This is a genomic window from Kitasatospora sp. NPDC089797, from assembly GCF_040684795.1.
In the GTDB taxonomy this organism is placed as follows: domain Bacteria; phylum Actinomycetota; class Actinomycetes; order Streptomycetales; family Streptomycetaceae; genus Kitasatospora.
On record NZ_JBFBGS010000024.1, the window covers coordinates 61,801 to 79,727 of the forward strand.

Genomic DNA, 17,927 nt, shown 5'->3' on the forward strand with positions numbered 1-17,927 from the left:
TGTCCCACCCCGCCGGGGGCGTGAGCCCGCGGGGCACCGTACGTACCCTTTCAGGAACGGAATCCCGTCCACCATGCGCAACTGGACCACGCGCGCCGAGACCGGCGCCGACATCCCGACCATCCGCGAGATCAACCTCGCCGCCTTCGAGACCGCCGGGGAGGCCGACCTCGTCGACGCCCTGCGGGCCGATCCCTGCTGGATCGAGGGGCTCTCGCTGGTCTCCGCCGACGAGCACGGCACCGCCGTCGGCCACGCCCTGCTGACCCGCTGCCACATCGGCGACGTCCCGGCCCTGTGCCTGGCCCCGTGCGCCGTGCTCCCCGCGTACCAGCGCACCGGAGCCGGCTCCGCCGCGATCCACGCCGCCCTCGCGGCCGCGAAGGACCTCGGCGAGCGGTACGTCGTCGTCCTCGGGCACCCGGGTTACTACCCCCGGTTCGGCTTCGGCCGGGCCTCCGCCCACGGCATCGGCCTGACCATCGACGTCCCGGACGAGGCGCTGATGGCCCTCGCCCTGGACCCCGGACACCCGCTGCCCGCCGGCACCGTCCGCTACGCGGCGCCGTTCGGCATCTGAACCGACGGGGGCCGGGCGGGGCGGTCACCGCCCCGCCCGGCCCCCGTCAGCCGTCGTATCGGACGTCGACCGGGCCGCCCGCCGCGAGCGAGCGCTCGGCCGCCGCCAGGACCTCCACCACCCGCAGGCCGAAGTCCGCCCCGCACGGGTGCGGCTCGCCCGAGGCGGCCGAGGCCAGCAGGGCGTCCACCGCCCGGTGCAGGGCGACGGTCGGGCCCTCACCGCGCTCAGGCAGCTGCACCACCCCGTGCTCCCCGCGCAGCTCCATCGCGATGCCGCCGCCCGCCCGCGGGGCGGTCAGGCTGAGCGCGAGGGTGCTGGAGGCACCGCCGACGTGCCGCAGGACGAGGTGCACGGTGTCCAGCGGCCCGGCGACGGCGGTGACCTGGGCCGCGTCGCCCAGCACCGGCAGCAGCACGGACAGCGCGTGCGGGCCGACGTCCCAGAGCGCGCCCTTCTCCTGGCGCCAGGGCGAGGCCGCGTACGGGCTGGTGCTGCCCGGGGCGAACACCGAGCCGAGCCAGTCCGAGCGGCCGGTGAACCAGCCGCCCTGCTCTGCGTGCCGCTCGAGCCACGGGATCTGCTCGGCGCCGAAGCGGACGGTGAAGAAGACCACCGAGGCGAGGCGGTGCGCCCGCACCGCCTCGCTCACCGCGCGGGCGTCCGGCACGGTGAACGCGACCGGCTTGTCCAGCAGCAGGTGGCAGCCCGCCTCGGCGGCCCGGACCGCGAGTCCGGCCTGGACGGACGGAGGCAGCGCGATGGAGACTGCGTCCACCTCGGCGAGCAGCCGGTCCAGGTCGGCGTAGCCGGGCACCCCGTGGGCCGCGCCCAACGCCTCGGCGGCCTCCGGGCGGCGGCCCCAGACGCCGGTGAACTCCAGCCCGGGGTGCTCGGCCAGCACGGGTGCGTGCACCCGCTCCGCCCAGGTGCCGGTGCCCAGCAGTCCGATCCGCACGATGTCTCCGTTTCCTCGGTTACGTTCAGCCGTCGACGGCCGGGGGCCGGCCGTCGGTGCCGGCCCTGCCGGGCCGTTGTCGCCGGTCCCGTTCAGCCCTGGACGCGGATCAGGGTGAACCCGTCGTAGCCCTTGCTGCCGACCGTCTGCACGGACGTCGCCGTGACGGTCGGCTCGGCCGCGATCAGCGCGTGCAGCGCACGGGTGGCGACGACCGCCGGGTCCGTGCTGTCGGCGTCGGCGATCGCGCCGCGGCGCACCACGTTGTCGACGATGATCAGCGAGCCCGGCCCGGTCAGTTGCAGCGCGCGGCGGAAGTACTCGGGGTTGTTCGGCTTGTCCGCGTCGATGAAGACCAGGTCGAAGGGCGCCGTGCCCTGCTCCACCAGCTCCGCCAGCGAGTCGGCGGCCCGGCCGAGCCGCACCTCGGCGACCTTCTCCAGCCCGGCGCGGGCCAGGTTGCCGCGCGCCACCTCGGCGTGCTTCGGGTCCAGCTCCAGGGAGATCAGCGTGCCGTCCGCGGGCAGCGCCCGGGCCAGCCAGATGGTGCTGTAGCCACCGAGCGTGCCGACCTCCAGGATCCGGCGCGCGCCCTGGGTCAGGGCCAGCAGGTGGAGCAGCTTGCCCTGGTTGGGGGCGACCGCGATCGGCGGCAGCCCTGCCGCGTCGGCGGCGGCGGTCGCGGCCTCCAGCACCGGGTCGTGGCCGACCAGTTGCTCGGAGAAGTAGCTGTCCACGGCGTTCCAGGTGGACTGCTGGGTCGGCTGCGTCATCGGGCCCTCCACTGGTGCATGATCGACGGGTTCCCGCCGATGCTACTCCGGGGCCCCGACGACACCGGGGCGGCAACCGGTCACTTTCCGTGACCAGTGGCCGCCCCGTCGCGTCACCCGCGCGTCATCCGCGCTTCGCCTCGCCGCTCCGCCGCCGCGTCACTCCGCGACGGCGGTGCGGGCGGCCGCGGCGGCCTTGGCCGCCTCCTCCGCCTCGATCTTCGCGTGGGTCTTCGCCGCGCGGCGCTTCATCACCCAGGCCGAGGCCACGCCGATCACCACCGCCGCCGCCAGGCCCGCCCAGGAGAACCGGGCCAGCCACGGCTCGATCGCCTTGCCGACCTTGTAGACCAGCAGCGTCGTACCGCCGGCCCAGACGATGCCGCCCAGCACGTTGGCGATCAGGAACTTCCAGTACGGCATCTTCAGCGCGCCCGCGAGCGGACCGGCGAAGATCCGCAGCAGGGCGATGAACCGGCCGAAGAAGACCGCCCACATGCCCCACTTCTGGAACGAGCGCTCGGCGGTCGCCAGGTGCGAGGGCCCGAAGTGCTTGGGGAACTTGCGTCCCAGCTTCTCGAAGAGCGGCTTGCCCCCCTTGCGGCCGATCGAGTAGCCGATCGAGTCGCCGATGATCGCGCCGGCGATCGCACAGGCCGCGATCCCCCACGGGCTCACCACTCCCTTGACGGCCATCAGGGACGCCGTGACCAGGGCGATCTCGCCGGGCAGTGGGATGCCCAGCGATTCGATCCCGATGATCAGGCCGATCAGGGCGTACACCGCGGTCGGTGGAACGCTCTCGATCCAGGCGTCGATGTGCAAGGCCAGTACCTCCGTGGCAGGTCGGAACGGATCCGGCTCCCCCCTGGGAGCCGGACGTCCGTCCCGGCGATTGTCCGATGGCGGCACCCGGGCCGCTCCCCCGGGGCGCAGCCTAACGTGCCGGGTGGGCCTGTCCCCCCGGCCGATCACCCGTGGTTACGACGTACGCCCCCGCGCCAATAGTTCCAGGCCGGGGGACGTTTCTTCAAGAATTGGTAAAACGCAGGGCGGCCACCGACGGCCTCTGCTTGATCCGCCGGACCACCGGCAGCAGCGCCCGTACCGCACCGCGGCCGCCCTCCGGGTACACCTCCCGGATCCCGGTGACCGCCGGATGCGCTCCGGCCAGCTTGCCGAGCTCGTCCGCGTCCATGCCGAACGGCATCGGCGGCGCCTGGTAGTGGCGGTCCCGCAGCTTGCCCTCGACGGCCCGCCGGGCGGCCCAGCGCGGCACCGCGTCCAGCACCATCGCCCCGCCCGGGAAGCGTTCGGCACAGGCCGCGATCAGCTCCCGGACCTCGGTCGGCCGCAGGTACATCAGCAGTCCGGCGGTACTGATCAGCACCCCGCGGTCCGGGTCCGGGTCGACCTCGTCCGTCCAGCGCAGGTCGGTGGCCGGGCGGGCCAGGATCCGGCGCCGCCCGTCCGGTGGCAGCAGCCGCTCGCGCAGCCGGGCCGTCTCCGGCAGGTCCACGGACAGCCACTCGGCCCGCCCGTTGTCGACCCGCCAGGACTGCGTGTCCAGGCCGTCCCCCAGCCCGACCACGGTGGCCCGCGGGAACCTGGCCAGGAAGTCCGCCACCTCCCGGTCGAAGCAGCCGGCCCGCAGCCCCTGCACCTGACCGACCAGCGCGGACGCCCCGAACCGCTCCTCGAACGGGAAGTCGATCCGGCCCACCAGCCCGACCGCCACCGGGTCGTGCAGCACCGCGTCCGGCCGCCGGGCCTCCAGCGCCCGGTGCCACAGCGTCCACAGCGCCGTCTCCGGCACCTGCCCCAGCTCCGGCCGTTCCCCGCCGCCGCTCATCGCTCACTCCTTCGGACGTGCACCACGCTCCGGCATGAACCCGCCGATTCTGACACCCCCCGCGCGCCCCCTCTCCCGCCGACGCGCCGGGCCCCGGCGCAGCAGTGGTCAGGAGGAGGCGGCCCCGGCGCCCCGGCCGCCGCCCCGGCCGCCGTCCCGGTCGCCGTCCCCGCCGTCCCCGCCATCCGGGTGGGAGGGGTTCCACAGCCGGTCGGCCGCACCGCGGGCGAGGTGCTCCTCGTAGACCTGCACCTTCTCCCGCATCACCTCCAGGGTCACCTGCAACTCCCGGATCTGCGCCGCCACGTCGTCCTGGTGACGGCGCAGCAGGTCCAGCCGCTCCCGTTCGTTCCCGGCGCCCGCGCGGACCAGGTCGATGTAGCCCCGGATCATCGCCACCGGCATCCCGGAGGAGCGCAGCCGCACGCAGATCGCCAGCCACTCCAGGTCCTCCTCGCGGTAGACCCGGCGGCCGTTGGACAGCCGGCGCACCGGGTTCGCGAACAGCCCCTCCCGCTCGTAGAACCGCAGCGCGTACACGCTCAGCCCGCTGCGCCGGGCCACCTCACCGATGCTCAGGTCCATGACCGCCCCTCCCGCACACGACAGTTGATCCGCACCGGGCCCCAGGGCCCACCGGCGGACGTCCGCCGGTCCGACGGGCTCGACCCCCTTTTCCCGTGCCCCGTGCCCCACTCCCCGCAGCGCGCCTCACCCGACGCTGAAGGCCCCGTCCGGTGGGGGCGGCGAGTCGGTGGCCTCCGCGTCGGTCACCGGGGCGGTCCGGCCCACCAGGGCGGCCAGCTCATCGCCCTCGGTGAGCCGGGCCGGGAAGATGTCGCCCGCCAGCAGCCGGCTCAGCTCCGCCACCGGCAGCGGCGCCGTCGACCCGGCCAGCAGCACGTTGCCGTACCGGCGCCCGCGCAGCACCGGCGCCTCCGCCACCAGGCAGACGTACGGGAACACCGCCCGCACCGTCGCCGCCTGCGCCCTCGCGAAGGCCAGCGGCGGGCCGTCCGCCAGGTTGGCGGCGTAGCAGCCGCCCGGGCGCAGGGCCCGCGCGGCCAGCCGCAGGAACTCCACCGAGGTCAGGTGCGCCGGGGTGCGGGAGCCGTGGAAGACGTCCGCGATCACCAGGTCCTGCCCGGCGGCCGGCTCGGCGGCCAGCGCCGCCCGGGCGTCGCCGACCGTCGCGGTGATGTCCACGCCCCGCCCCTGCCAGGGCAGTTGCTCGGCGATCAGGGCGAGCAGCGGGCCGTCCACCTCCACCACCCGCTGCCGCGAACCGGGCCGGGTGGCGGCCAGGTAGCGCGGCATGGTGAGCGCCCCGCCGCCCAGGTGCAGGGCGTCCAGCGGCCGCCCTGCGGGGGCCAGGGCGTCGGCCAGATGGCCCAGGCGGCGGGTGTACTCGAACTCCAGGTGGGTCGGGTCGGCCAGGTCGACGTACGACTGCGGGGTGCCGTCCAGGGTGAGCAGCCAGCCGCCCTCGCGGTCGATGTCCGGCATCAGCTTGGCGAAGCCGAGGTCGGTCGTGCGACCGACCGGCACCGGCTCCTCCGTCACGCGCGCTCCCCCGCCGGCCGCGCGTCCACCGGGCGCACGTCCAGGTAGCCGGCCAGCCAGCGGTCCAGCTCGGCGAACACCTCGGTGCGGGCCGCCTCCCTGGACAGCACCAGGTCGTGCATGCCGCCCTCGATCCGGACGATCGTCACGTGCCGGCCCAGCCGCGGGCCCTGCGCGACGATGTCGTCGGCGCGCAGCACGGCGTCCGCGTGGTGCAGGGCCTGCTGCCAGGTGGTGGTGGAGATCGACCTGGTGGAGGCCATCAGCAGCACCGGGACGTCGATCCCGAGCCCGCCCCGCAGCTGCCGGTGGCCCTGGTGGATCGCGGCCAGCCAGCCCGCGTACAGCGGGAAGCCCTCGGCGGGCTTGAGCCGGAGGTCGAACTCCCACTCGCCCTTGTGGTCCTGGTGCAGGCTGTGGGTGTAGTGCGGGTTGAGCGAGGACGGCAGGATCCGGGTCGGCTTCATCCGCCCGAGCGCCGTCACCACCGGCCCCCCGGCCGTCCGCACCGCCGCACCGGCCGGCATCGACAGGAACGGACTGTTCAGGAACAGCCCGTCCACCAACCCCCGCCCGGCCCGACGCCCCGCCCACAGCGCGCCCACCAGCCCACCGGTGGAGTGCCCGTTCAGCAGCAGCTGCCGGTGCCCGTCCACCTCCCGGATGATCCGGACCGCCTCGTCCAGCTCCTCGTCGTACTCGACGAGGTCACGGACGAAGTTCGGCGACTGGTGCGGGCGCAGCGAGCGGCCGTACTTGCGCAGGTCGAGGGCGTAGAACGAGAAGCCCAGCGCGGTGTAGTGGTCCGCCAGATTGGTCTGGAAGAAGTAGTCGTTGTACCCGTGGACGTACAGCACGGCCCGCTCGGCCCCCGGCACCAACCGCCGCACCAGGGTCGCGCACACCGCCCCCTCGTCGTCCGGCCGCAGCTCCAGCTCCGCCGCCTCGTAGGGGGCACCCAGGATGTCTTCCCGAAACTCCATGCGCCCGACTGTACTGGCTCGGTCGGCCCCGCCCCCGGCATCCTTGAGCTGCAGGGATGTGACGATCGCAATGCTTTCGTCCGCCAGGGCACCGATGTCCGCCCTGGCGCGCTCCATCCGCAGACGAGCGTCGACGGCAGCAGCGTTCCGCCCGAGGTCCTTGAGAACCGCTTCGAGCCGCATCCACGTATCGGCCTCGCCGAACCGGTCACCGACTTCCAGATCGATCGCGAGGGCGCGTTCGAGCGAATCCAGTGCCTCCTCGAAGCTCTGCAGGATCCGGAGCGCCTCTCCGCGGTTCCTCAGGACCAGGCTCTCGCCCCTGCGATCGCCGTGCTCCCGGAGGGCCCTGCCCGCACACTCGTACAGGTCCACGGCTTCACGTGTCCGGCCGACCCTCACCAAGCTCACCCCGAGGTCTCCGAGGGCCGACGCCTCTCCGTGGCTGTCACCGAGTTCCCGGAAGGTCACCACGGCGCACTCATGCGCCTTGATCGCCTCCTCGAAGCGCCGCAGTTCGGACAGGGTCTTGGCCACGCATCCCCAGGCGAGTGCCTCACCGTCTCTGTCGCCGACCTCCTGGAAGATCAGGAGAGCCTGCCGGAATGTCTCGAACGCCTCCTGGCTTCGGTCCAGGTCGCACAGGAGTGTTCCGAGATTGCCCAACGAACTTGCTTCCCAATGGCGGTCGCAGTGGCCCTTCCCGGTGGAGATGGAATGCCGGACGATCTCGATCGCCTCCTCGGCCCGCCCCAGCGTTCCGAGCATGAGACCGAGATTTCCGTAAGCGGTCGCGGTTCCCTCTCGGTCGTCGAGGTTCCGGTAGATCGTTGCGGCCGTGCAGAAGGCCGATACGGCCTCCTCGAACCGGCCGCCGTTCTCCAAAGCCAACCCGTAGTAGATCAGGGCCATCGCTTCCTGGGCCTCGGACCTGAGGTCACGCGCCGCCGCCACGGCCGCCCTGGTGACCGCGATGGCGTCGTCGGCCCTGAACCACCGCGTCAGCTGAGGTGCGATGGACGACGACAGACTCACCGCAGCACTCGGAAAGCCGAGCTCCGCAGCCGTCTGAGCGGTTGCCACCAGGCTGACCCGCTCGCCCCGCAGCCATTCGAGGGCTTCGGCCCGGTCGTGGAACGTGCCGGAACAGCGGCATCCCGGCACCTGCCGCGCCGCATGGTCCGCAGCCTTGGCAGTGGTCACGTAGTAGTTCATCAAACGGGTCAGCGCCGGATCCGTCGGCCCTGGCTGTTCGAGTGCGTAGTCCCGCACGAGATCGTGGAGGTACCAGCGTCGGCCGTCCGCGCTCCCCTCGATCAGAGCGGTACCGGCGAGCCGGGCAAGCCGGTACCGCATCCGACGAGCCGGTCGGCCCATGAGAGCGGCAGCGGCCTCGACGGACACGTCAGGGCCCGGGTTCAGGGCCAGGAGGCGGAAGAGTTCCGCCTGCTCGGCGGTGAGCCGACGATGGGAACGGTCGAGAGTGATCCGCATGGCGATCTCCCCGTCGTCCAGGAGATCGAGCCTCGCCGCACGATCCGCCAGATCCGTCGCCAGATCAGCGGGTCGCAGGTGCCGGTCGAGGACGAACTGCGCCCCGGCAAGCCTGAGGGCGAGCGGCAGGTGACTGCACAGTTCCGCGATCCGGCGGGTGTTCCCGTTGTCTGCGGCGATGCGCCGGTCGTTGGCGTGTGCTCCGCGCACCACCTTCTCCAGCATGTCCAGCGCCGGTTCGGGCGCAAGCACACCGAGACGATGAAGCCGGGCGTCGAGGCTGGGAAGGGTCTCTCGGGAGGTCACCACCAGACGGTGGTGGGTCGAAGCCGGTTGCAGGAGGCGGACCTGTTCAGCGCTGGAGGCGTTGTCCGCGATCACCAGGACTCCGCCGTCGAAACGCTCCAACTGAGCCAGGAACAGCATCGCACGGGCCTGGGACTCCGGTGGGATGTGTTCAGCGGGAACGGCAAGGGCCCGCAGGAGGGAGTCGAGGGCCTGTCCGACCTCCATCGGGGTCTCGTCGTAGCCGCCCAGGTCGACGAACAGGGCCAGGCCGAAGTGTCCGGCCGTCAGCAGCTGGTGGCCGACGGCCACCGCCAGCGTGGTCTTGCCGATGCCGCCGAGGCCGGTGACCGCCACCGTCGGCGGGCCGTCCGTGGTGAGCAGGGTCCGGAGGTCGGCCAGGTCGTCGTCGCGGCCGGTGAAGGCGGTCGGCACCGGGGGCAGGCCGGCGGTCGTGGGTGGGTGGGGGGTCAGGGTGACGTGGGCGGTCTCCGCCTGGACGATCGGGCCGTGGACCGTGCTGCCGGAGACGCTGTTGTGCACCCCACCAGGGTATCCGTCCGCGCCTCCTGGCCGCTTCCCGTGCGCCTGCTGTGCGCCGGTGGTCATGTGGAACGCTTCCCGGACGGACACGGCGAGTTGGGGAGTCTGCATGCAGCACGGGCACATCGATCCGTCGCTCTACCGTTCGGCGGCCGAGGCGATCGCGGCCCCACCCGAGACGCTGGCGTACGTGGCCGGGTTCGACCGCTCGGCGCAGCGGCCGGACGCCTTGCTCACCGTGGACACCGACCCGGCGTCGGCGAGCTACGGGAAGGTGCTCAACTTCGCGGAGCTGCCCACCCTCGGTGACGAGCTGCACCACTTCGGCTGGAACGCCTGCTCCAGCGCGCTGGCGCACGCCTGCCACGAGAACCCGGAGCGGCGGTTCCTGCTGCTGCCGGGGCTGCGGTCCTCCCGGCTGCACGTGATGGACACCCGGCCGGACCCGGTGCGGCCCCGGCTGGTCAAGACGATCGAGGCCAAGGAGCTCGCGGCGAAGGCGGGTTACTCGCGGCCGCACACCCTGCACTGCGGGCCGGACGGGGTGTTCCTGTCCTGCCTGGGCTCGGGCGAGGGCGGGGACGGCCCCGGCGGGGTGGCGCTGCTGGACCACACCAGCTTCGAGGTGCTGCGCCCCTGGGAGACCGAGCGCGGGCCGCAGCACTTCGCGTACGACGTCTGGTGGCACCTCGGCACGGACGTCGGGATCACCAGTGAGTGGGGCACGCCGTGGATGGTCGAGGACGGGGTGCTGCCCGAGCAGCTGCTCGGTCGCAAGTACGGGCACGCGCTGCACTTCTGGGAGCTGGGCACCGGGCGGCACCTCCAGCGGGTCGACCTCGGGGACCAGTACCAGATGGTGCTGGAGCTGCGCCCGGCGCACGATCCGCAGGCCGAATGGGGGTTCGCCGGGGTGGTGGTGAACGTCGAGGACCTCTCCTCCTCGGTCTGGCTCTGGTACCGGGAGGGCCCGGCGTTCACCGTGCGCAAGGTGATCGAGATCCCCGCCCAGCCCGCCTCCGCCGCCGAACTTCCGCCCGCGCTGCAGCCGTTCGGGGCGGTGCCGCCACTGGTGACCGACATCAACCTGTCGGTGGACGACCGCTGGCTGTACGTCTCGGCCTGGGGCACCGGCGAGCTGTTCCAGTACGACGTCTCGGACCCGTTCCACCCCCGGCTCACCTCCTCCGTCCGGCTCGGCGGGATCGCCGCCCGGACCCCGCACCCGGCCGAACCGGGGCGGCCGCTGAGCGGGGCGCCGCAGATGGTGGAGATCAGCCGCGACGGCCGGCGGCTCTACCTCACCAACTCCCTCTACGGGGCCTGGGACGACCAGTTCTACCCGGACGGCATCGACCCGTGGCTGGTCAAGCTGGACGCCGACCCGGACGCCGGCGGGCTGAGCATCGACGAGCGGTTCTTCCCGCACGGGGCCGACTTCCGGGGCCTGCGCGTCCACCAGACCCACCTGGCCGGCGGGGACGCCTCCTCGGACTCCTATTGCCACCGGTGACCCGGTGACCGACGGAGAGCCGACGGATGACCGACGGATGACCGACGGATGACCGACGGCAGCTGCCCCCACCGGCAGCTGCCGGCGGCGGCTAGGCGCGGAGCGGCTGGTCGAACCGCACCCGGGTCAACGGCAGCCCCACCGCGAGCAGTTCGGTGCGCACCGAGGCGATCATCCCGGCCGGGCCGCTGACGCAGGCCAGGTGCTCTCGCCAGTCGCCGGCGGCCGCGACGGTGTCGGCGAGCCGCCCGGCCGTCACCGGTGTGAGCGACAACCACGGCTTGTGCAGGACGAGTTCGGATAGCGCCTGCCAGTCGTAGAGGTCGGAGCGGTCGCGCGCGCCGACGAACAGGTGGACCCGGCGGCCCGGCGGGCGGTGCAGGGCCTGCTGCTCGACGATCGCCTTCATCGGGGCGAGCCCGGTGCCGCCCGCGACCAGCAGCAGGTCGCGGGCGTCGCCGTCGGGCAGCAGGCCGCCGCGCGGCGGGCCGAGGCGCAGCCGGTCGCCGACGGCGGTGCACCCGACCAGCGCCGCGCTGACGCCGCCGGGGCCGGTGCGGCGGACGTGGAACTCCAACTCGTTGTCGCCGCGCGGGGCGCAGCCCATCGAGTACTGCCGCCAGGTGTGCGGCAGGGCCGGGTGTTCGACGGTGCCGTACTGGCCCGCCCGGTAGGGGTACGGTTCGCCGGTGCGCACCCGGAGCACGGCGAGGTCGGGGCGACGGCGCTCGTGGCCGGTCACCACGGCGTGCCAGTAGGGGGGTTCGGTGAGCGCGGAGTCGGCGCCGGCCACCATCGCGCCGACGGCGAAGCGCAGCATCCGCACCCAGGCGGCTTCGAGGCCTTCGGTCCAGCGTTCGCCGGCCCGCATCCGCAGGGCCGCCCGGAGGGCCTCCTCGAAGGCCTCGTAGTGGACCGGCCGAACACCCAGTTTCCGGTGGTCGCGGCCGAGTTGGCGCAGCGTGCGGTCCAGTTCGGCGGGCTGGTGGAGGTGGTCGACCAGGTGGTGGAAGACCCGTTCCAGGTGGGCCTGCTGGAACTCCATCGAGGCGGGGAAGAGCGGACGCAGGTAGGGGCGGCGGCGGAACATGACCGCGTAGAGCTGGTCGATCAGCGCGGACAGCGGGGCGACGAGGTCCAGGTCGCGCCGGATCAGGTGCTGGTCCGCGGCGCCGTCGTAGCCCTCGCAGCCGCCGAGGCCGTGGTCGCCGACTCCGGGCCCGGCTCCGGCTCCGGCTCCGGCTCCGGGCCCGCTCCCCGACGGCGAGGCGGGGGCGAGGAGTTGGCGCCGCAGTCTCATCGCATGGTGGCGGGCGATCAGACGGTCGTACTCGGCGGTGGCGGTGGCGGCCGCGGTGGCCTGGCTGCTGTTGTCCATGACCTGCCCAGTCAACTGCCGGGCCGCGGGTCACCGGAAGGGCCGATGGCCCCGGGCCCGCCCGGGACCATCGACCCACTCCACTCCCCGCCGACGGACCTCGCGGCCCTGCCCGCCGACGGACCTCGCGGCCCTGCCCGTCAACGGACCTCGTGACCCTGCCCGGTGACCCGGTCGGCCGCCTGACCGGCCGCGGACCGGCGTTCGGTGGCGTCCCAACTGGCCAGCAACCGCAGGGACTCCGCGGACGGGCTGCCCGGTTCGGCGTGGTAGGTGACCAGCACCTGGTCGCAGTCCCCGGCCGGGTACAGGGTCTCGTACCGGAGGCTGAGCGGGCCGACCACCGGGTGGTGCAGCCGCTTGGTGCCCTGCCCCTTCTCCTTGATCCGGTAGCTGGCCCAGAGATTGCGGAAGTCCTCGCACTTGAGCGAGAGTTCGCCCACCAGTGAGGCGAGCCGCGGGTCGTCCGGGTAGCGGCCGGCCTCCAGCCGCAGCAGCCCGACCACGTCGCTGGCCTTGCCCTCCCAGTCCTCGAAGAGCCGGCGGGCGGCCGGGTCGAGGAAGACGTGCCAGGCCATGTTGCGCTGCTCGGGCGGCATCGCCGCGAAGTCGCCGAGCAGCGCGGTGCCGATCCGGTTCCAGGCGATGATGTCCAGCCGCCGCCCGAGCACGTACGCGGGCACGCCTTCCATCGCGTCCAGCAGCTGTTGCAGCGCGGGCCGCACCCGCTGCGGGCGGGCGGAGGCGGTGCGCCCGGGGCGGCGGCGGGCGGGGGTGGTGAGCCGGCCGAGGTGGTCGCGCTCGGCCGGCCCGAGCCGCAGCACCCGGGCGACGGCGTCCAGGACCGCCGCGGAGACGTTCTCGCCGTGGCCCTGTTCGAGCCGGGTGTAGTAGGCGGTGCTGACTCCGGCCAGCTGGGCCAGCTCCTCGCGGCGCAGCCCGGGCACCCGTCGGCGGGTGGTGCCGCCGGGCAGGCCCACGTCCTCGGGCCGCAGCCGGGCGCGGCGGGATCGGAGGAACTCGCTGAGTTCGGTGCGCTGGTCCATGACTGCAGTATGCGGGCGCGGCGGCGGGCCCGGGGGCGGGCGAGGGTGATACTGCCGTGCGTAGGTTCCGCGCTCCTACGCTGTGCTCCCGTACGTGCCGCCGTGGTACGCGCCGCCGTCCTACGCACGACCGTCGTACGTGCGGCTGTCGTACGAAGAACGCCGACCTGGTTGGCCCCGCCGACCCGGCGCAGTCTGATGGGCATGACCGACGAGACGACAGCCACGCAGCACACCGCCACCCGCACCGTCGCCGCCTACGCGGCGCAGCGCCCCAACACCCCGCTGGCCAAGACCACCGTCACCACCCGGGCCGTCGGCGAGCACGACATCGTGATCGACATCCGCTACTCCGGCATCTGCCACTCGGACATCCACCAGGTGGGCGAGGACTGGGGCGACGGCATCTTCCCGATGGTCCCCGGCCACGAGATCGCCGGGCTGGTCAGCGAGGTCGGCCCGGGCGTCACCCGCTGGAAGGTCGGCGACCGGGTCGGGGTCGGCTGCTTCGTCGACTCCTGCCGGGAGTGCGACAACTGCCGGGCCGGGCTGCAGCAGTACTGCACCGGCGAGGGCGGCATGGTCTTCACCTACAACGCCGTCGGCAAGGACGGCCGACCGACCTACGGCGGTTACGCCGCCGAACTGGTGGTGGACGAGGAGTACGCGCTGCGCATCCCGGACGGCCTGCCGCTGGACGCCGCCGCGCCGCTGCTGTGCGCGGGCATCACGGTGTACTCGCCGCTGGCCCACTGGGGCGCCGCCCCCGGCAAGAAGGTGGCGATCGTGGGCCTGGGCGGGCTCGGCCACATGGGGGTGCAGTTCGCCCACGCGATGGGCGCGGAGGTCACCGTGCTGAGCCAGTCGCTGCGCAAGCGCGAGGACGGCCTGCGGCTGGGCGCGGACCACTACCGGGCCACCTCCGACCCGGCGGTCTTCGAGGAGCTCGCGGGCAGCTTCGACCTGATCGTCAACACCGTCTCCGCCGACCTCGACCTGACCGCCTACATCGGTCTGCTGCGGGTCGACGGCACCATGGTGCAGGTCGGCGTGCCGGAGAAGCCGCTCACCCTGCACCCGTTCCCGCTGGCCATCGGGCGCCGCTCGCTGGCCGGTTCGGCGATCGGCGGGCTGCCGGAGACCCAGCGGATGCTGGACTTCTGCGCCGAGCACGGCATCACCGCGCAGATCGAGGTGATCCGGGCCGAGCAGATCAACGAGGCGTACCGGCGGGTGCTGGACGGGGACGTCCGGTTCCGCTTCGTGATCGACGCCTCGACCATCTGACGCCCTCCGACCGGGGTCGGTCTCCGACCGGCGCCGGTCGGAGACCGCACGGAACACCCCGCGCCCCGGTGCTCTCCCACCACCGGGGCGCGGGGCGTCGCCGACGACTCCCGGCCGGTCCCCGCCCTCAGACCCCCGCCGCCGCCCGGCGCTGCGCGCGCCGGTCCTCCCGCCGCTGGCGCCCACGGCGCAGCGGCTGGTCGGGCAGCCACCCGAAGGTCAGACAGGCGCCCACCACGCCGAGCAGCATCCCGATCACGAAGCCGCCCAGGTTGGAGGTCACCCAACTGGCCAGCGAGGCGAGCACGGCGAGGATCGAGTAGAACAACCGCTGCGCGGGGTTGAACAGGATCAGCACGCCGCACAGCACCATCACCGACGGCACCAGGTACCCCGCCAGTCCCACCAGCGAGATGTGCAGCAGGAGGGGCAGCGGGGCCCACAGCGTGAAGAGGATCTCGGCGCCGCCGAGCGTCACCAGCAGTCCGCCCCAGAACGGTCGCCCGCCCCGCCAGTCGCGTGTGACCCGGCCCGCGAGGCGCGCGGGCGCGGGGGTCGTGTCGGTCGTGGCGGCGCTCGCGGACGCAGCGCTCGCTGCGGCTCCGGCGGGAGCGGCGGCGCCGGTGACGGGGGTGGTGGCCGCGGCGGGCTGGGCGGCCGTCCCCTCGGCCGCCACCTCCTCGCTCCGCGACCCGGCGCCCTCGCCGGTTCCGGCCCGTTCCGGTACGGACTCCGTCATGGTCAGCAGCCCTTGGAGCTGAAGCTCAGCCGCAGGTTGGGCAGCCTGAACCCGACGGCGGTGCTCGCGTAGTTGTGCTGGTTGACGTTGGTCAGCGTGACGTGGTCGGCCTGCTGCCCGAAGACACCCCGGCCGCCCTTGCCGACGTCGCCGGCCTTGGTGTACGTGCTGGCGTCGCCGCCGATCTCGATGTTCTTGAACTGCGCGTCGCCGGCGGTCAGCAGGTCGGAGTCGGTGGTGAGGTCGGAGGCGGCGACCGGGGTGCCCTGGTCGCCCGCGTGGATCAACAGGTTGACGCCGCCGAGGTCCACGCTCTGGCAGAGGTTGGTGATCTCGGCGGTCTTGATCGCCGACACCGCGACCAGCACCTGGCCGCCGGTCTTGCCCTGGTTGGGGCTGCCGGGAATCATGTGGTCGAGCGAGCCGAACTGGGCGAAGCCCTCGCCGTCGATCTTGTCGGCGGTGATGGTGAACGGCATGCCGGAGATGGAGAACTGCGCGGCGAGCACGCCCTGGGCGGTGAGGGTCATCAGGATGCCCCCGACCGCGATGGCCGGCACGGCCATCAGGACGGAGCGCTTCATCCGCACCCGTCCTCTTGTGCTCCCGGTCGGCGTCTGCGGGGACTCCGCCGCGGCGGCGGCTTCCTCGGACATGGCCATGTGTGCTCCCTGTGGGTGGATGGGGTGTGCAGGCACTGGCACGTTGTCCTGGCGCGGACAGCGTTCCGCGCTCCGACCGGTCCGTCCGCCCCTCGGCAGCGGGGCGGCTCGGGTCGGAGCGCGATGAGTAACTGGGAAGCTACTGCTCGGTATTCGCCGGGTCAATACAGGTGCACGAAGGATCTTCACCGATCCTCGACCCGATCCCCGACCCGAGCCGACGGGCCGATTCGGCCGGGCCGAGGAAGGGGGACAGGCAGAACATGCTCAACACCGGCAGCAGGTCCGGCAGTTGATCGGTACGGCCGGAGGAGATCCGGCGGTAGACCGCGCTGTAGACGCCTCCCACCACCGCGTCCACCATCTCCTGGACACCCACACCGCCCGGAAGTTGGGGCACTTCGGCGAAGAACGCGCGGAACCGGGTCAGGAGTTGGTCCCGCTCGCGCCGCCCGGCCGGACCGACCGCCTCGATCTCGACCACCGCCATGGTCGCGAACGACGGCGTTCCGGCGAGGAGTTGCAGCATCGCCCCGAGCGCCTGCCGGATCCCGGCGCACCAGTCGGATTCGGCCGCGAAGGCCGCCGCCATCCGCCGGACCACCACCCCGGTCCCGTAGCGGTGCGCGGCCAGGAAGGCGTCCTCCTTGCCGCTGAACAGCTCGTAGAAGACCGGCCTGGTCACCCCCGCCGCGCTGCAGATGTCGCTCACCGTCGCGTGCTGGTAGCCGTGTTCGGCCACCGTCCGGACCAGCCCGTCCAGCAGCCGTTCGCGCTGGGTCGCGGCGACCACCCCGGCGGGCTGCCGGCGCGGGCCGGGTTTGATCGACCTGGCCGGATCCCGGCCGGTCCGGGCGCCCGGCAGCAGGACCACGTCGGAACTCCGGAGGTGTTTGGGACCCATCACCAACTCCTGTGTCCTGTATTGACATTGACGTAACACCGGGTTTACAACTCTGCCAGGTTTCCAACCGGCCGGCGCGCAGGCCGCCACCGGTCGGATCCAGGGGCTCCGACGGGCCCGGGCCGACCGCCCGGGCCCCGGACCAGGGCGGATCCGGGCCCACGGCGGTGGCAGCCGCCGATGTGCACCCGACAGCACCGCACGTCCGCACGGCTCCGCGCCGTGCCGCCGCGTTCCGGACCGTCCCGTTCCGCCCCGTCGGGCACCGAACTCCCGTACCCGGCACCGCCGTACGGGCGCCCTGCACGAAGTACCACGCACCACCGCCGGACGCAACACCCGTCACACCGGCGACCGGCACCGAACCGCGCGTCGCGCACCGCACCACGCACGAAGCACGACGCGCAGCACACAGAGCACAGAGCACACAGCACGCTGCACCGAACGAAAGACCGCCGTACCGCACGAGCGGGCCCGTGGCGCCGGGCCCGCCCGCACCCGCGGTACGACGGAGCTCCGGCACGCCAGGCACCTCCCCCGCCGTGCACGTCACCACCCCCGCACGCGGGGTTCCCCCACCCGTCCCCGGGACGGAGAGAGGCACCCTCATGCGCATCCGCCGTACGCTCGCAGCCGCTTCCCTCGCCGCCATCGCCCTCACCGGCGCCGCCGTCGCACCGGCCCAGGCCAACGCCGCCGCCGTCCTCACCCAGGGCAGCGCCAGTGGCCCGGCCATCGCCGTGGGCGACAACCTGGTCGCCAACCTGGTCTCCGGCACCGCCGCCACCTTCACCGACGGCGCCGGCAGCACCAACGGGGTCAGCTGTGCCAGCTCCTCGTTCGCCGCGACCGTGACGTCCAACCCGGCCGCCCCCGGCAGCGCGACCGAGCAGCTCAACACCCAGTCCTTCGACCAGTGCACCTCCAGCGTCATGGGCGTCATGAGCGTGCAGAGCGTCACCGCCACCAGCCTGCCGTACACCAACACGGTCGTCTCCGGCGGCGGCAGCAACAACGTCTCGCTCAACGGCACCAGCGCCGGCCCGGTCGGCATCACGGTCGTCCTGAACACCCTGCTGGGCCAGATCAGCTGCGTCTACCAGAGCCCCAACGGCATCACCGGCAACACCTCGAACAGCGGCAGCACCATCGGCTTCAGCAACCAGCCGGCCAACCTGGTCTCCGGCCCCGGCCTGTGCTTCTCCACCGGCTACTTCAGCGCCACCTACGGCCCGGTCACCGACAGCAGCGCCGCGGGCAACCCGGTCCTGTACGTCAACTGACGTTCCGCACCCGGACTCCGCGCGAGCACGAGCACCCCGGCCGCGTGGTGGGCGGCGGCGAGGTCGGCGCGGGCGGCGGTCAGC

The 17,927-nt window shown here is 73.1% G+C and carries 16 protein-coding genes; 4 read left to right on the forward strand and 12 right to left on the reverse strand.

From position 1 onward, the window contains the following. The first annotated feature begins 73 nt into the window (after positions 1–73). Positions 74–580, forward strand: coding sequence for an N-acetyltransferase (locus tag AB0O91_RS20620; protein WP_363435122.1), 507 nt, complete (start codon positions 74–76; stop codon positions 578–580). Positions 581–626: 46 nt separating this feature from the next. On the opposite strand, the gene AB0O91_RS20625 is transcribed toward AB0O91_RS20620, so the two are convergent. The 7 genes from AB0O91_RS20625 to AB0O91_RS20655 form a co-directional block, all read right to left on the reverse strand. Next, a complete protein-coding gene (locus AB0O91_RS20625) occupies positions 627–1,538 on the reverse strand; it encodes a Gfo/Idh/MocA family oxidoreductase (protein ID WP_363435124.1) in 912 nt (303 codons plus the stop codon). A 92-nt stretch (positions 1,539–1,630) separates the two neighbouring features. After that, entirely contained in the window at positions 1,631–2,311 is a 681-nt protein-coding gene (locus AB0O91_RS20630) for an O-methyltransferase (RefSeq protein WP_363435126.1), read from the reverse strand. Between the two features lie 159 nt (positions 2,312–2,470). Next, positions 2,471–3,136, reverse strand: coding sequence for a DedA family protein (locus AB0O91_RS20635; RefSeq protein WP_363435129.1), 666 nt, complete (start codon positions 3,134–3,136; stop codon positions 2,471–2,473). Positions 3,137–3,341: 205 nt separating this feature from the next. Further along, positions 3,342–4,163: a class I SAM-dependent methyltransferase gene (locus tag AB0O91_RS20640; RefSeq protein WP_363435131.1), complete on the reverse strand. Its 822-nt coding sequence runs from the start codon at positions 4,161–4,163 to the stop codon at positions 3,342–3,344. A 108-nt stretch (positions 4,164–4,271) separates the two neighbouring features. Beyond that, complete coding sequence (locus AB0O91_RS20645) at positions 4,272–4,748, reverse strand: MerR family transcriptional regulator (protein ID WP_363435134.1); 477 nt, start codon at positions 4,746–4,748, stop codon at positions 4,272–4,274. Between the two features lie 126 nt (positions 4,749–4,874). Then, a complete protein-coding gene (locus AB0O91_RS20650) occupies positions 4,875–5,669 on the reverse strand; it encodes a fused MFS/spermidine synthase (RefSeq protein WP_363435259.1) in 795 nt (264 codons plus the stop codon). Between the two features lie 53 nt (positions 5,670–5,722). Further along, positions 5,723–9,031 carry an alpha/beta fold hydrolase gene (locus AB0O91_RS20655; RefSeq protein WP_363435137.1) on the reverse strand — a complete coding sequence of 1,103 codons (3,309 nt, stop codon included), beginning with the start codon at positions 9,029–9,031 and terminating at the stop codon, positions 5,723–5,725. Between the two features lie 109 nt (positions 9,032–9,140). Between AB0O91_RS20655 and AB0O91_RS20660 the strand changes: the two genes are divergently transcribed. Then, the gene (locus tag AB0O91_RS20660) at positions 9,141–10,544 is read left to right on the forward strand and encodes a selenium-binding protein SBP56-related protein (protein ID WP_363435139.1); all 1,404 of its coding nucleotides are present in this window, start codon (positions 9,141–9,143) and stop codon (positions 10,542–10,544) included. A gap of 91 nt (positions 10,545–10,635) precedes the next feature. Here the strand turns inward: AB0O91_RS20660 and AB0O91_RS20665 are convergent, their stop codons facing one another. Continuing rightward, positions 10,636–11,922, reverse strand: a complete 1,287-nt coding sequence (locus tag AB0O91_RS20665; RefSeq protein WP_363435141.1) for a globin domain-containing protein — start codon at positions 11,920–11,922, stop codon at positions 10,636–10,638. A 140-nt stretch (positions 11,923–12,062) separates the two neighbouring features. Further along, positions 12,063–12,968 carry a helix-turn-helix transcriptional regulator gene (locus AB0O91_RS20670; RefSeq protein ID WP_363435143.1) on the reverse strand — a complete coding sequence of 302 codons (906 nt, stop codon included), beginning with the start codon at positions 12,966–12,968 and terminating at the stop codon, positions 12,063–12,065. A 204-nt stretch (positions 12,969–13,172) separates the two neighbouring features. Between AB0O91_RS20670 and AB0O91_RS20675 the strand changes: the two genes are divergently transcribed. Beyond that, a complete protein-coding gene (locus AB0O91_RS20675; protein WP_363435146.1) occupies positions 13,173–14,255 on the forward strand; it encodes an NAD(P)-dependent alcohol dehydrogenase in 1,083 nt (360 codons plus the stop codon). Between the two features lie 127 nt (positions 14,256–14,382). On the opposite strand, the gene AB0O91_RS20680 is transcribed toward AB0O91_RS20675, so the two are convergent. The 3 genes from AB0O91_RS20680 to AB0O91_RS20690 form a co-directional block, all read right to left on the reverse strand. Then, on the reverse strand, positions 14,383–14,739 hold the full coding sequence (locus tag AB0O91_RS20680; protein ID WP_363435261.1) for a DUF6114 domain-containing protein: 357 nt from the start codon (positions 14,737–14,739) through the stop codon (positions 14,383–14,385). A 257-nt stretch (positions 14,740–14,996) separates the two neighbouring features. Continuing rightward, positions 14,997–15,656 (reverse strand): DUF6230 family protein, encoded by a 660-nt coding sequence (locus tag AB0O91_RS20685; RefSeq protein WP_363435149.1) that lies wholly within the window; start codon positions 15,654–15,656, stop codon positions 14,997–14,999. 139 nt (positions 15,657–15,795) lie between these two features. Continuing rightward, on the reverse strand, positions 15,796–16,560 hold the full coding sequence (locus tag AB0O91_RS20690) for a TetR/AcrR family transcriptional regulator (RefSeq protein ID WP_363435150.1): 765 nt from the start codon (positions 16,558–16,560) through the stop codon (positions 15,796–15,798). A 608-nt stretch (positions 16,561–17,168) separates the two neighbouring features. Between AB0O91_RS20690 and AB0O91_RS20695 the strand changes: the two genes are divergently transcribed. Beyond that, positions 17,169–17,843 carry a Tat pathway signal sequence domain protein gene (locus AB0O91_RS20695; protein ID WP_363435153.1) on the forward strand — a complete coding sequence of 225 codons (675 nt, stop codon included), beginning with the start codon at positions 17,169–17,171 and terminating at the stop codon, positions 17,841–17,843. Positions 17,844–17,927 lie beyond the last annotated feature (84 nt).

What these genes read in the sequence shown, in the direction of transcription:
- AB0O91_RS20670 (WP_363435143.1), bottom strand. Translation starts at nt 12,968, where the DNA reads ATGGACCAGCGCACCGAACTCAGCGAGTTCCTCCGATCCCGCCGCGCC.
- AB0O91_RS20640 (WP_363435131.1), bottom strand. Translation starts at nt 4,163, where the DNA reads ATGAGCGGCGGCGGGGAACGGCCGGAGCTGGGGCAGGTGCCGGAGACG.
- AB0O91_RS20630 (WP_363435126.1), bottom strand. Translation starts at nt 2,311, where the DNA reads ATGACGCAGCCGACCCAGCAGTCCACCTGGAACGCCGTGGACAGCTAC.
- AB0O91_RS20690 (WP_363435150.1), bottom strand. Translation starts at nt 16,560, where the DNA reads ATGGGTCCCAAACACCTCCGGAGTTCCGACGTGGTCCTGCTGCCGGGC.
- AB0O91_RS20695 (WP_363435153.1), top strand. Translation starts at nt 17,169, where the DNA reads ATGCGCATCCGCCGTACGCTCGCAGCCGCTTCCCTCGCCGCCATCGCC.
- AB0O91_RS20645 (WP_363435134.1), bottom strand. Translation starts at nt 4,748, where the DNA reads ATGGACCTGAGCATCGGTGAGGTGGCCCGGCGCAGCGGGCTGAGCGTG.
- AB0O91_RS20620 (WP_363435122.1), top strand. Translation starts at nt 74, where the DNA reads ATGCGCAACTGGACCACGCGCGCCGAGACCGGCGCCGACATCCCGACC.
- AB0O91_RS20660 (WP_363435139.1), top strand. Translation starts at nt 9,141, where the DNA reads ATGCAGCACGGGCACATCGATCCGTCGCTCTACCGTTCGGCGGCCGAG.
- AB0O91_RS20675 (WP_363435146.1), top strand. Translation starts at nt 13,173, where the DNA reads ATGACCGACGAGACGACAGCCACGCAGCACACCGCCACCCGCACCGTC.
- AB0O91_RS20665 (WP_363435141.1), bottom strand. Translation starts at nt 11,922, where the DNA reads ATGGACAACAGCAGCCAGGCCACCGCGGCCGCCACCGCCACCGCCGAG.
- AB0O91_RS20685 (WP_363435149.1), bottom strand. Translation starts at nt 15,656, where the DNA reads ATGGCCATGTCCGAGGAAGCCGCCGCCGCGGCGGAGTCCCCGCAGACG.
- AB0O91_RS20650 (WP_363435259.1), bottom strand. Translation starts at nt 5,669, where the DNA reads ATGCCGGACATCGACCGCGAGGGCGGCTGGCTGCTCACCCTGGACGGC.